Annotated in this window: 12 protein-coding genes; 7 read left to right on the top strand and 5 right to left on the bottom strand. The window is 72.3% G+C overall.

What is annotated here, in order from left to right; genetic code table 11:
- Positions 1-143 precede the first annotated feature (143 nt).
- Both ACWGIG_RS29320 and ACWGIG_RS29315 read left to right on the top strand, forming a co-directional pair.
- Positions 144-1,172, top strand: a complete 1,029-nt coding sequence (locus tag ACWGIG_RS29320; protein ID WP_453324702.1) for an ATP-binding cassette domain-containing protein — start codon at positions 144-146, stop codon at positions 1,170-1,172.
- The gene (locus tag ACWGIG_RS29315) at positions 1,169-2,032 is read left to right on the top strand and encodes an ABC transporter permease (RefSeq protein ID WP_453324701.1); all 864 of its coding nucleotides are present in this window, start codon (positions 1,169-1,171) and stop codon (positions 2,030-2,032) included. Before ACWGIG_RS29320 ends, ACWGIG_RS29315 begins: the two co-directional genes overlap by 4 nt.
- Before the next feature lie 3 nt (positions 2,033-2,035).
- On the opposite strand, the gene ACWGIG_RS29310 is transcribed toward ACWGIG_RS29315, so the two are convergent.
- Both ACWGIG_RS29310 and ACWGIG_RS29305 read right to left on the bottom strand, forming a co-directional pair.
- Positions 2,036-5,503 (bottom strand): BTAD domain-containing putative transcriptional regulator, encoded by a 3,468-nt coding sequence (locus ACWGIG_RS29310; protein ID WP_453324700.1) that lies wholly within the window; start codon positions 5,501-5,503, stop codon positions 2,036-2,038.
- A gap of 317 nt (positions 5,504-5,820) precedes the next feature.
- Positions 5,821-6,438 (bottom strand): hypothetical protein, encoded by a 618-nt coding sequence (locus ACWGIG_RS29305; protein ID WP_453324699.1) that lies wholly within the window; start codon positions 6,436-6,438, stop codon positions 5,821-5,823.
- A gap of 93 nt (positions 6,439-6,531) precedes the next feature.
- Between ACWGIG_RS29305 and npdG the strand changes: the two genes are divergently transcribed.
- Both npdG and ACWGIG_RS29295 read left to right on the top strand, forming a co-directional pair.
- A complete protein-coding gene (gene npdG, locus ACWGIG_RS29300) occupies positions 6,532-7,248 on the top strand; it encodes an NADPH-dependent F420 reductase (protein WP_453324698.1) in 717 nt (238 codons plus the stop codon).
- Positions 7,249-7,332: 84 nt separating this feature from the next.
- Positions 7,333-7,539: a hypothetical protein gene (locus tag ACWGIG_RS29295; RefSeq protein ID WP_453324697.1), complete on the top strand. Its 207-nt coding sequence runs from the start codon at positions 7,333-7,335 to the stop codon at positions 7,537-7,539.
- On the opposite strand, the gene ACWGIG_RS29290 is transcribed toward ACWGIG_RS29295, so the two are convergent.
- Positions 7,536-8,330 (bottom strand): site-2 protease family protein, encoded by a 795-nt coding sequence (locus tag ACWGIG_RS29290; RefSeq protein ID WP_453324696.1) that lies wholly within the window; start codon positions 8,328-8,330, stop codon positions 7,536-7,538. The two genes, ACWGIG_RS29295 and ACWGIG_RS29290, sit on opposite strands and share 4 nt — an antisense overlap.
- 289 nt (positions 8,331-8,619) lie before the next feature.
- Here ACWGIG_RS29290 and ACWGIG_RS29285 point away from each other — a divergent pair, with 289 nt between their 5' ends.
- A complete protein-coding gene (locus ACWGIG_RS29285; RefSeq protein ID WP_453324695.1) occupies positions 8,620-9,909 on the top strand; it encodes an MFS transporter in 1,290 nt (429 codons plus the stop codon).
- A gap of 21 nt (positions 9,910-9,930) precedes the next feature.
- Here ACWGIG_RS29285 and ACWGIG_RS29280 read toward each other — a convergent pair whose 3' ends face one another.
- Positions 9,931-10,188 (bottom strand): hypothetical protein, encoded by a 258-nt coding sequence (locus ACWGIG_RS29280; protein WP_453324694.1) that lies wholly within the window; start codon positions 10,186-10,188, stop codon positions 9,931-9,933.
- A 77-nt stretch (positions 10,189-10,265) separates the two neighbouring features.
- Between ACWGIG_RS29280 and map the strand changes: the two genes are divergently transcribed.
- Both map and ACWGIG_RS29270 read left to right on the top strand, forming a co-directional pair.
- A complete protein-coding gene (gene map, locus ACWGIG_RS29275; protein WP_453324693.1) occupies positions 10,266-11,123 on the top strand; it encodes a type I methionyl aminopeptidase in 858 nt (285 codons plus the stop codon).
- Positions 11,124-11,276: 153 nt separating this feature from the next.
- Positions 11,277-11,927 (top strand): biliverdin-producing heme oxygenase, encoded by a 651-nt coding sequence (locus ACWGIG_RS29270; protein WP_453324692.1) that lies wholly within the window; start codon positions 11,277-11,279, stop codon positions 11,925-11,927.
- Between the two features lie 61 nt (positions 11,928-11,988).
- Here ACWGIG_RS29270 and ACWGIG_RS29265 read toward each other — a convergent pair whose 3' ends face one another.
- Positions 11,989-12,645, bottom strand: a complete 657-nt coding sequence (locus ACWGIG_RS29265; protein ID WP_453324691.1) for a PhzF family phenazine biosynthesis protein — start codon at positions 12,643-12,645, stop codon at positions 11,989-11,991.
- Positions 12,646-12,816 lie beyond the last annotated feature (171 nt).

Here is a 12,816-nt window from a genome sequence, read left to right as displayed (position 1 = left end):
CGTCGGCGTGTGCGGGGGCCGGTGGCCGGGTCACCGGTGGCCTGCCGGTCGGTGGCCTTCCTGTCGGTGATCTGTCGGTCGGCCGTCGGTCGCGGGGCGGCTCTGTCGGCCCGTTGTCAGTGGCGACTGATCTGATGGCGGACATGACGCGATACGACAAGAAACCGGATGCCGACGGCCCCGGCACGCACGCCATCGAGGTGCGCGGCCTGGTCAAGCACTACGGCGACACCAAGGCGCTGGACGGCGTGGACCTCGATGTCCGGGAGGGCACCGTCCTCGGGGTCCTGGGGCCCAACGGCGCGGGCAAGACCACGCTCGTGCGCTGCCTGTCCACGCTGGTCCGGCCGGACGCCGGCACGGCGACGGTCGCCGGGTTCGACGTGGTCCGCCAGCCCCGCCAACTGCGCCGCACGATCGGCCTGACCGGCCAGTACGCCTCGGTCGACGAGAAGCTCTCCGGCTGGGAGAACCTCTACATGATCGGGCGGCTGCTCGACCTGTCCCGCAAGGACGCCCGCAAGCGCTCCGACGACCTCCTGGAGAGGTTCTCGCTGACCGAGGCGGCGAAGAAGCCCGCCGGGCAGTACTCAGGCGGCATGCGCCGCCGTCTCGACCTGGCGGCCTCGATGATCGGGCAGCCCGCGGTGCTCTACCTGGACGAGCCGACCACAGGGCTCGACCCCCGCACCCGCAACGAGGTGTGGGCCGAGGTGCAGCGGATGGTCGGCGAGGGCGTCACCGTGCTGCTCACCACGCAGTACATGGAGGAGGCCGAGCAGCTGGCGAGCGAGCTGACCGTCATCGACCGGGGCAGGGTCGTCGCGGAGGGCAAGGTCGACGAGCTGAAGGCCAAGGTCGGCGGGCGCACGCTCCAGATCCGCCCCTCCGACCCGGCGCAGCTGCACGCGATGGCGGGGGCGATCCGCGAGGCGGGTCTGGACGGGGTGGCGGGCGCACAGCCGCTCCCCGCGGAGGGCCTGCTGTACGTGCCGATCCTCAGCGACGAGCAACTGACGTCCGTGGTCGGCCTGTTGGGCTCGCGGGGCTTCGCCATCGCCGACATCGGCACGCACCTGCCCAGCCTGGACGAGGTGTTCCTGGCGATCACGGGCGAGAAGAGCAGCGAGAGCGACGAGCTCCACGACGTGAAGGAAGAGGTAGCGGCATGAGTACGGCCACTCTGACGAAGCCGGCGCCGGGGGAGCAGTCCGGGCAGCAGTCCGCCCGGCCGGCTCCCGTCGACGCCGAGGGCCGGATCGGCCTGCGCGGCAATCTTCGCCACATCGGCGCGCTCGCGCGGCGCAACGCCCTCCAGATCAAGCAGGACCCGGAGTCGATGTTCGACGTCCTGCTGATGCCGATCATCTTCACCCTGCTCTTCACGTTCGTCTTCGGCGGTGCGGTGTCGGGCGCGGGGAAGCAGAGCGAGTACGTCAGTTACCTGGTGCCGGGACTGATGGCGATGATGGGCATGAACGTGTCGATGGCGGTCGGCACCGGCGTCAACGAGGACTTCCGCAAGGGCATCATGGACCGGTTCCGGACCATGCCGATCGCCCGTTCCTCGGTCCTCATCGCGAAGATCGTCGTCGAGATCGGCCGGATGATGGTCGCCTTCGCGATCCTGCTGGTCGTCGGCTGGATCATGGGCATGGAGATCACGACCTCCCCGCTGGAGGTGCTGGCCGCCGTCGGCCTGTCGCTGCTCTTCGGCGCCTCCCTGATGTGGATCTTCATCCTGATCGGGCTGACCGTGAAGACGGCGCAGGCGGTGCAGGGCGTCGCGATGCTGGTGCTGATGCCGCTCCAGTTCGGCTCGTCCATCATGGCGAAGCCGGACACCATGCCGGGCTGGCTCCAGACCTTCACCGACTACAACCCGATCTCGAACCTCGCGGACGCCGCCCGCGGGCTCTTCGGCGGCGGGCAGCCGATCGCCCACGACGTGTGGATGGTGCTGGGCTGGTCGGTGGTGATCACGCTGGTGACCGCGCCGCTGGCGATCCGCAGGTTCCGCAGCAAGAGCTGAGGTTCAGCCCCGGTCCCCCTCCGTCGTCCCGTACTGATCGCGTCGTGTGCGTACGAGGGTGATCGCCTGCTCCTGGGAGAGGCTGTCGCCCTCGGCGTACGCCTTCGCGTAGGCGGCGTCGCCGAGTACGGAACGGGCCGTCCGCTCGGCGACGGCACGGCAGTCGATCTCCTGCGGGGCCGGGTGGTGGCCTGCGGGCAGCAGCTCCTCGTAGGCCCTGAGCAGCTGGACGGCATCCTCGGCGAGGGCGCGGTCCGCGGGGAGAAGTCGGTTCTCGGGGAGGGCGCGGTCCTCGGCCGGTGAGCCGTGCGCCGTCCTCGCGCGGGCGGCGAGTCCCGCGAGGGAGACCGCCCCGCCCATCAGGTGCACGGGGACCGTCTGCGGGGCGATCAGCTCCGTCATCATGTCCCCGGACTCGTGCAGGGCCTGCACGGTGAGATCGAGGGCCTCCTCGTAACGGCCCTCCTGATTGCTGAGCCAGGCCAGCAGTCCGAGCGCGATGCCGTCGAAGAGCCCCAGGTTGCCGCCCGAGAACTCGCCGCGCAGCTTGCCCAGTTGCTCCCGCGCCTCGTCCGGGCGCCCGGTGCGCCCCAGCCACATCGACAGGATCAGGCGGGCCGCCGGAAGCCCCTCGTACCCCGCCGTGCGGCTGTTGGCGACGATGTCCCGCAGGATCGCCTCCCCGGTGTCCCCCTCCCCCGTCTCCATGAGCACCCCGGCCAGCCGGGAGCGCAGCACCGCGGTCTGGGAGTGGGCCCCGGACCGCTCGGCGTACTCCGTGGCGGCACGGTAGTCGGTGGCCGCGGCAGCGAACTCGCCGCGCCGCTCCTGCGCCTCGCCGCGGGCCGAGAGCGCCTCGGCACAGCCCCAGGCGTCACCGAGCCGGGCGAAGATCCCCAGGCTCTCCTCGGCGTCCTGCTGGGCGTCGCCCGCCGTCGTGGTGAGGTTGGCCCGGAGGTTGGCGCGCAACTGGAGGGCGAAGGCCAGGTCCCACTCGGACTCCAGCTCGCGGCACGCCTGCACGGTGGCGTCGATCATCTCGTTCAGGACGGAAGAGCTGCCGCTGGTCAGTATGACGGCGTAGAACCACAGCGAGCCGGGCAGGTGGCAGGTCTGCGGAAGACCCGGCCGGTACGTGCCGACGACGCGGCGCAGCCAGGCGTTGGCCTCCGGCGTGGTCCAGGCGTCGAGGTGGTGGTCCATGTTGGCCATGTGGATCAGCCGGACGCCGCGCCGGGCCTCCTGGAGGAGGTCGGGCGACATCGGCGGCGGGGCGTCCGTGCACTTCTCGTACAACGGCGCGGCCCTGACGACCGGCGCGTCCGCCGCGAACGGGTCGGGACTCAGCTCCATGGCGGCGGCGGCCCAGTGCCGGGCGTCGGTGCGCAGGTCGCGCATCTGCCAGTACCAGGCGAGGGAGTGCACCAGGCACAGCACCTCGTGCTCGTCGGTCGCGGCGGCGTGCCGCAGGGCGGTGCGCAGGTTCTCGTACTCCCCCTGGAGCAGCGTGAGCGCGCGCGGCTGGCCGGCCCCCCTGAGCAACGGGTCGGTGGTGCGGGCGAGTTCGCGGTAGTGGACGAGGTGGCGGCGCTCGGCCGCGGCCCGTTCCCCGGTCTCCTCCAGCCGCTCGGCGGCGTACTCGGAGACGGTCTCCAGGAGCCGGTAGCGCATGGCTCCGCCTTCCCCGCCGGCCCCTTCCTCTCCCGACCCCGCGGGCGCCGCCACGACGAGCGACTTGTCGACGAGCGAGCCGAGCAGGTCGAGGACCTCGGGTCCGCAGACGGCCTCGGCGGCGGCGAGGTCGCAGCCGCCCGCGAACACCGACAGCGCGCACAGCACGCCCCGCTCCTGTGCGTCGAGCAGTTCCCACGACCAGTCGACGACCGCGCGCAGCGTCTGCTGTCTCGGCAGTACGGTCCTGGCGCCACCGGTGAGCAGCCGGAACCGGTCGTCGAGCCGGTCGGCGATCTGCCGGGGGGTGAGCATCCGCAGCCGGGCGGCGGCGAGTTCGATGGCGAGCGGCAGGCCGTCGAGGCGGCGGCAGATCTCGGCGGCGGCCTCCGGGTCGTCGTCGATGCGGAACCCGGGCCTGGCGGCGGCGCCGCGCTCGGCGAGCAGCCGGAGCGAGACGGCCTCCGGCAGCGGTTCGACGGGGCGCACCAACTCCCCCGGGACGCCCAGGGGTTCGCGGCTCGTCGCGAGGACCGTCAGGCCGGGGCAGCGGGCGAGGAGATGTTCGGCGAGCCGGGCGGCTGCGTCCACCAGGTGCTCGCAGTTGTCGAGCAGGAGGAGCATGTCGCGGCGGCCACAGTGCTCGGCGAGCCGGGCGAGGGGGTCGTCGGTGTGCCGCTCGGCTGCCCGCATGGTTTCGGCTCCGGCGCCGCGCAGTACGGTCTGGCGGGCACCGAGGGCGGTGAGCACGGCGTCGGGAACGGCGTCGGGGTCGTCGACGGGAGCGAGCTCGACCATCCACACGCCGTCGGGCCAGGGCTCGGCGCGCGGGGTGGCGGGCGGGACTGCCGACGCGTCTGCGGACGGCGTCGCGGACCGGGTCTCGGCCGCTTCCTGCGAGAGCCGGGTCTTGCCCGCGCCGCCCGGTCCCAGGAGGGTCACGAGCCGGGCCCGGGAGAGGTCGTCCCGGATCACCGCGATGTCGGCCTCGCGCCCGACGAAGGAGGTGAGGCGGGCCCGGAGGTTGCCGGCGGGGACGGCGGCCGGGGCGGCCGGGACCGGTGGGGTCGGCGGTCTGGACAGCAACTGGCCGTGCAGGGCGCGGAGTTCGACGGAAGGGTCGACGCCGAGGCGGTCGGCGAGGTCCCTGCGTACGGTTTCGTACGCGTCCAGGGCCTCGGCCGTGCGGCCGGTCGCGTGCAGGGCGCGCAGGCGCAGGGCCTGGAGGGGTTCGTCCAGCGGGTGCTCGGCGCAGAGGGCGGCGAGCTCGGGAAGGGCCTCGGCGGCGCCGTCGAGGGCGAGGGCCGCGGAGAGGCGGGTCCGCCGGGCGTCGAGCCGGCGGGCGTCCCAGCGGGCCGAGTCCGCGGTCAGGGCCGGGAGGTCGGCCAGGGCGAGGCCGCCCTGCCAGAGCGAGAGGGCGTCGTCGAGCAGGACGACGGCCTTGGCCGGGTCGCCCTCGGCGAGGGCCCGGACGCCTTCGGCGGTGAGGCGCTCGAACCGGTACAGGTCGACGTCGTCGGGCTCGGCGGCGAGTGCGTAGCCACCGTGCACGGACACGACGGCGTCCCGGCCGAGGCTGCGCCGCAGGCGCGCGATCAGGGCCTGGACGGCGGCGGGAGCGTCGGCGGGCGGGACGTCGGAGTCCCCCCAGACCTCGTCGACGAGCACCGGCACGGAGACCGGCCGCCCCGGCCGCAGGGCCAGCACGGTGAGCGCCGCACGCAGGCGTGCACCGCCGAGGGGGACGGCGGTGCCGTCGTCGCGGAGGGCTCGGGCGGGACCGAGGATCTGATAGCGCACGGGCCCATTGTCACTGCGGAGCGGAGCGGTGCGGGACGCGGCCAGGGGCGGGGCCGGCCTCTGCCCCCGACTCCCTCACCACCCGGAGCACCGCCCGGAGCTCCGCCCCGGCACCCCGGGTGCGTGCGGGTGCGTGCCTGCGGGTGCGTGCGTGCGTGCGGGTGGGTGCGGGTGCGTGCGGGTGGGTGGGTGCGTGCGGGTGGGTGGGTGCGTCGTGGCCCGGCCGCGCCCACGCGGCGGAGCCGCATGTCCAGTACAGCCCCGCACCCCCAGGGACATGCCCCGCAGCCCCCGCTACCGCAGCGCCCCCACGAGCCTCACCACCTCTCCGGTGGTGGCCCCACCAGCCTTTCCCCCAGCCTTGCCGCCCTGTCGCGGAAGCGGGTGCCGCGGTTGCCCGGCGCCCTTCCCGCGTTCTCCCCCGCCGCCGCGCTCACCAGGTGCTGCACCGTGTCCAGGTCGACCTCCGCCTCCTGCGGCACCACCAGCAACTCGTGGGCGAGGGAGCTCAGTTCGCCCGCTTCGTCGTCCGTCAGGGCCAGTACCGTGGCCCCCGCCCTGCGTACGTCGTGCACCCGCTCCAGCAGGGCCTCCTCCGGGCCCGCTCCCCCCGCCCCCACCACCAGCAGGGTCTCCCCCCGTCCCGCCGCCTCCAGCCGCCCCAGGCCCACCGACAGGTGGGCCGGGTCGTGCGGGCCCACCTCGTGGCGTACGAGGGTCGGGGCCAGCGTCGGCAGACCGGACCACGCGGCCTCGTCCATCAGGTGCGCGGCCAGGTGCCACGGTTCGTACGTCCGCGTCCCGACCAGCAGCAGCCCGCCGCTGCCCGGCGGCGACACGGACGCCCTCAGCTGTCCGGCGAACCGCCTCGTCGCGCCGAGCCATTCCGTACCGGCCAGGACCTCTCGCAGCAGTGCGACCCTCACGGCATCCATGGGTGCGATCCTCGCCCGCAGGGGCACGCGGCGTGCCGGACAGGACCTCCGCTCACCCGATCGGGCATCGCTACCTGCAAGTAGGGTCGGGCCATGACTTCCACCACAGACAGCGCTCAGCCCGCCGCCCCCAAGCCGGTCAAGGACCCGTGGGACCTCCCCGACGTCTCCGGCCTCGTCGTCGGCGTCCTGGGCGGCACCGGCGACCAGGGCCGCGGACTCGCCTACCGGCTGGCGCGGGCCGGACAGAAGGTGATCATCGGTTCGCGCGCCGCCGAGCGCGCACGGGCCGCGGCCGACGAGCTGGGGCTCGGCGTCGAGGGCGCGGACAACGCCGAGTGCGCCCGCCGCAGCGACATCGTGATCGTGGCCGTGCCGTGGGACGGCCACGCCAAGACCCTCGAATCGCTGCGCGAGGAGCTCGCGGGCAAGCTCGTGATCGACTGCGTGAACCCGCTCGGCTTCGACAAGAAGGGTGCGTACGCCCTGAAGCCGGAGGAGGGCAGTGCCGCCGAGCAGGCCGCAGCCCTCCTCCCGGAGTCGCGCGTCACGGCCGCCTTCCACCACCTCTCCGCGGTCCTGCTCCAGGACCCGGCGGTGGAGGAGATCGACACCGACGTGATGGTGCTGGGCGAGGTGCGCGCCGACACCGACCTCGTACAGGCGCTCGCCGCCCGCATCCCCGGCATGCGGGGCGTCTTCGCGGGCCGGCTGCGCAACGCCCACCAGGTGGAGTCGCTGGTGGCCAACCTGATCTCGGCGAACCGCCGTTACAAGGCGCACGCGGGCCTGCGCCTGACCGACGTCTAGGACGATCCGGGCATGGGGGACACTGGACGGGCAGCATCCGCAGCCCCTGCGGCGCCCTCGTTACTCGGACAGGAGACGTCCCCCATGCCCCGCCTCGCTCTGTACGCCCTGGTCGTCTGCCTCCTGTCGGTCGCCGCGGCGGTGGTCTCCTTCGCCGAGGGCAACCTGCTCGGCATCGTGTGGGTCCTGCTGGCGGGCGTCTCGTCGAACATGACCTGGTACTACGTGCGCAGGGCGAAGGTGGAGAAGGAAGCGGCTGCCGCCCAGGACTCCACCGCGGCCCCCGCCTAGGGAACGGCGCAGAACGGGTTCGTTTCCTGCCAGAACTGGAACAGGTCACGCCCGCAGTACGCCTCCGCCTCGCTCACGCCGAGCCCGCCCGTGATCGCGTAGATCACGTCGAAGAACACCCGGTTGACCTCCGGCACCCACAGCAGCGCGAAGACGAACAGCAGCCCGAAGGGCGCGTACGGCTCGATCTGCCGCCGGAACTTGTACGAGAGCCACGGCTCGATCACGCCGTACCCGTCGAGCCCCGGCACCGGCAGGAAGTTCAGGAGTGCCGCCGACACCTGGAGCAGGGCCAGGAAGGCGAGCGCGAAGCGGAAGGCGAACGGGACGCCGTCCAGTGCGTCCAGCCAGAACGGCGCGGTGCAGACGATCGCGAACAGTACGTTCGTCAGCGGTCCCGCGGCGGAGATCAGGCTGTGCTTCCAGCGCCCCTGGATACGGCCCCGCTCGATGAAGACGGCGCCGCCGGGCAGGCCGATGCCGCCGAGGATCACGAAGACGATCGGCAGCACGATGCTGAGCAGTACATGCGTGTACTTGAGCGGATTGAGCGTCAGGTAACCCTTCGCCCCGATCGTGATGTCGCCGCTGTGCAGGGCGGTACGGGCGTGCGCGTACTCGTGCAGGCACAGGGAGACGATCCAGGCGGACGTCACGAACAGGAACACGGCGATGCCGGGACTGGCCGCGAATTCGGTCCAGACGGCCCATCCCGTGACCGCCATGACGGCGACGATGCCGAGGAAGACCGGGCTGACCCGGCGATCCTTGCGGCTGATGGCGGTGGTCATGGGGGCGGCTCCTGGGAGTGGGTGCGGACGCGGGCGCGGGCCTAGGTGCGGGCGTGGATGCGGCAGTGGGCGGGCGGGAGCGGGCACGGGCGTGCGGGCTTCCGGCGGCACGACCGTACCGGTGTTGCAGGGTGAACGTCCGGGAACGGTGCAGGGGTTCCGGCGCGCCGGGTCCGGGCGCAGTGGGCCCGGGGCACACGGCCCGGCGCACACGGCCCGGGTGTACCGACGTCGTCGCCTCCGATAACAAGTTGCTCATTCAACCCATCCCCCCGCACCATGACCCTTCGTGTCCCGAAAGCTTTCTTCTCTCCTGCCCGACCTCACCCCCTGGCGCTCCTCCGCCGACTTCCGGCTGTTGTGGGTACAGGGTCTCGTCGCGTTCTTCGGCAGTTCCATGGCGCTCGTCGCGCTGCCGTTGCAGATCGCGCACCTCACCGATTCGCCGCTCGCCGTCGGCGCGATCGGGGCCGTCGAGCTGGTGCCGCTGATCGTCTTCGGGCTGTACGGCGGCGCGCTCGCCGACGCCGTCGACCGGAAGCGGATCATCCTGCTGACCGAGGCCGGGCTCTGCGTACTGGCGCTGATCCTGCTGGGCAACGCGCTGCTCCCGGAGCCGATGCTCTGGCCGCTGTACGTCGTCGCCGCCGGGGTCGCCGCCCTCGCCGGGCTCCAGCGTCCGGCGCTGGACTCGCTCATGGCCCGGATCGTGCCGCACGACCAGCTGACCGCCGCCGCTGCCCTCAACGCGCTGCGCTGGCAGGTCGGGGCGATCGCCGGGCCCTCGCTCGCCGGAGTCGTCGTGGCGTCGGCGGGGACGCCGACCGCGTACGCCGTCACCGTCGCCGGGTTCGCCGCCTCCGTCGTGATGTGCCTGCGGCTCTCCCCCGCCCCTCCCTCGCACGACGCGGAGAAGCCGTCGCTGCGCGGCATAGCGGAGGGTGCCCGATACGCGTGGAGCAAGCCGGTGCTGCTCGGCACGTACGGGATCGACCTGGCCGCGATGTTCTTCGCCTTCCCGAACGCGATCTTCCCCTTCCTCGCGAAGGACCTGGACGCCGAGTGGGCGCTCGGCCTGATGTACGCGGCGATGCCGCTCGGCGCGTGTCTGGTCGGGCTGACCAGCGGCTGGGCGTCGAAGGTGCGCAGGCACGGGCGGCTGGTGGTGCTCGGCGCGACCGGCTGGGGCCTCGCCATGACCGCCGCCGGCTGGAGCAGCAACATCTGGCTGGTGCTGCTCTGCATCGTCTTCGCGGGCGGCGGCGACATGCTCAGCGGACTCGGCCGCTCCACCATCTGGAACCAGACCATCCCGGAGGAGCTGCGCGGGCGGCTCGCCGGCATCGAGATCCTGTCGTACAGCTGCGGCCCGCAGCTCGGCCAGGTCCGCTCCGGCGCGGTCGCGGGCTGGACGGGCGTGCGGGGCGCGGTGTGGAGCGGCGGCGCGGCGTGCGTCGTCGCGGTGGGCCTGCTGGCCGCCGTACTGCCCAAGCTGATGGCGTACGACTCGGAGACGGACGAGGACGCGGTACGCCGCCGGGCCCAGCGGGAGGACGAGCAGGCCCGTACGGCGGCGTAGCGGCGGCGGGGGCCGGGCAGGTCAGGTCTGCGCACCTCCCCGACCTTCGCCCTCCTGGGAGCCCTCCTGGGACCCCTTGTCGTGCCACTTCGGGTCGTTCTCCCACTCCAGGTTGCGCTCGCGCGCCGTTTCCATGGCGTGCTGCGCCTCCGACCGGGTGGCGTAGGGCCCGAAGCGGTCCTTCGAGGGGCACTGCGGGCCCTCCTCGACGGCTCGGTGCTCCAGGCAGTAGAACCACTCGCCGGGCTTGCCGACGGTACGTCGTTTGAACAGGGCCATCGTCTTGGCTCCTCGTGTCGTGGGCCGGTCGTCTCTGTCGCCATAGTGCCCCCGCGACGCTGGCTAGACTCGTCGGCATGTCTGGCCAGTCGCTGCTCGTACCAGGGGAGCTCTCTCCCATCCGTTCCGTCCCCGGCAACATCCGGCGCCCCGAGTACGTCGGGAAACCCGCGCCGACGCCGTACTCGGGGCCCGAGGTCCAGGACTCCGACACCGTCGAGCGGATGCGCATCGCGGGCCGCATCGCCGCCCGGGCGATGGAGGAGGCCGCCAAGCACATTGCGCCCGGCGTGACCACCGACGAGCTCGACCGGGTCGCGCACGAGTTCATGGTGGACCACGGGGCGTACCCCTCGACCCTCGGCTACCGGGGCTATCCGAAGTCGCTGTGCAGCTCGGTCAACGAGGTCATCTGCCACGGCATCCCCGACTCGACCGTCCTGAGGGACGGCGACATCGTGAACCTCGACGTGACCGCCTTCATCAACGGCGTGCACGGCGACAACAACGCCACCTACTTCTGCGGCGACGTCGACGAGGAGTCGAAGCTGCTGGTCGAGCGGACCCGCGAGTCCCTCAACCGCGCGATCAAGGCGGTCAAGCCGGGCCGCCAGATCAACATCATCGGCCGTGTCATCGAGTCGTACGCCAAGCGCTTCGGCTACGGCGTCGTACGGGACTTCACCGGTCACGGCATCTCGACGTCCTTCCACTCCGGGCTGATCGTGCCGCACTACGACAGCCCGCACGCGACGACCGTGATGCAGCCGGGGATGACCTTCACGATCGAGCCGATGCTGACGCTGGGGACGCACGAGTACGACATGTGGGAGGACGGCTGGACGGTCGTCACCAAGGACCGCAGGCGCACCGCCCAGTTCGAGCACACGCTGGTGGTGACGGAGACCGGGGCGGACATCCTGACGCTGCCGTGAGCGGGAGCGGGGCGCGGTGGAGGTTTTTACCGACAGGGCGTCGGGAACCAGTTGACTTAGGTAAGCCTAAGCAGGGAAGATCGGTGGTGGCGGGTGCCCCTGCTGCCACCACCGCTCTTCCCGTCCCGTCCTCTCTGTCCTCGGAGGTCCGTTTTGGACACCCTCTTCTCCACCCGGATTCGTGTCGCCTCGCACGAGCAGCACACGGAGGCGGAGACCTCGACGTTCATGAGCGACCTCCTCGGCGGCAAGCTCGGCGTGGACGCGTACACGCGGTACACCGAGCAGCTGTGGTTCGTCTACAAGGCCCTTGAGGACGCCGCCGACCCGCTGCGCGACGACCCGGTCGCGGGTCCGTTCATACAGCCCGAGCTGATGCGCGTCGCCGAGCTGGAGCGCGACCTGACGCACCTGCGCGGCGAGAACTGGCGCGAGGGCCTCACCGCCCTCCCCGCGACAGCCGCGTACGCGGCACGTGTCACCGAGTGCGCGGTCACCTGGCCGGGCGGTTACGTCGCCCACCACTACACGCGCTACCTGGGTGACCTGTCGGGCGGTCAGATCATCCGCGACAAGGCCGAGAAGACCTGGGGCTTCGACCGCAAGGGCGACGGCGTCCGCTTCTACGTCTTCGAGAGCGTGGCCAACCCGGCCGCGTTCAAGCGTGGTTACCGCGAGCTCCTCGACTCCATCGCCACGGACGAGCTGGAGAAGAAGCGCATCATCGAGGAGTGCAAGCGGGCATTCGACTTCAACGGGGCGGTGTTCAGGGAGCTGGGCGGTGAGTTCCCGCTCAGCGCATAGCTTTTGACGGTACGTCGGTGAGGCCCGCGGCGGTGTCGGCGCGGGCCTCTGGCGCGTCCGCTCACACCTGTACGGCGAACCGGACCCGGCCGCCCAGCTCGATCAGGCCGTCCGGGCCGGGGGCGGTGAGGAGCTGGGAGCCCTTCCCCTGCCTGATGTTGAGGGCGCGGCCGAGCTGCGCGGTGAGGAGGAGGGCGGCGGCGCCGGTCGCCTCGTCCTCGTCGATGCCGTCGTCGCGCCGGGGGAAGGCCCTGGCTCTGACCCGCCCGGCGGCCTCGTCCTCCCAGGCCCACGCGTACAGCCAGCCCTCGCCGGGCGGCGGCGCGGGGAGGGCGTCCACCTCGGCTGCGGTGGCGTACTGCTGGAGGGTGCGCGGCGGGGCCCACTCGGCGCGTGCCGTGATCCAGGTGAACTCGCCGTCCTGGCGGGCGAAGATCTCGCCGACGGCCAGCTGAAGCACCTCGATGTCGAGCAGCCAGGCGGCGCCGACGAGGGGGTGCCCGGCGAAGGGGAGCCGGAGGGTGGGCGTGTAGATGTCGACGATCCCGCGCTCGGGGTCGTCGACGAACACGGTCTCGCTGAAGCCGAGTTCACGTGCGCAGGCCTGGCGGGCATCCGGGTCGGGGTGCGTGCGGGGCGCGTCCCGTACGACGCCGAGGGCGTTGCCGTGGGTGCCGTCGGGGGCGCAGAACACGTGGAGTACGTCGAGGTCGTTCACGGCGGAATTGAAGCATGCGGAGGTTTGGGGGGGGAGGTGGCCGCGGGGCTGCGGGTGCACATCTGCGGGTGCGTCGTGGCTGGTCGCGCAGTTCCCCGCGCCCCTGAATGCCTGCCCCTAGCCCCTTAGTTCCCTTGGGCAGCGGGGCGGGTGGGCGAGGGGGCGGCCCCC

Source organism: Streptomyces sp. NPDC054863, from assembly GCF_053610825.1.
This window is presented reverse-complemented; position numbering and strand designations above follow the sequence as displayed.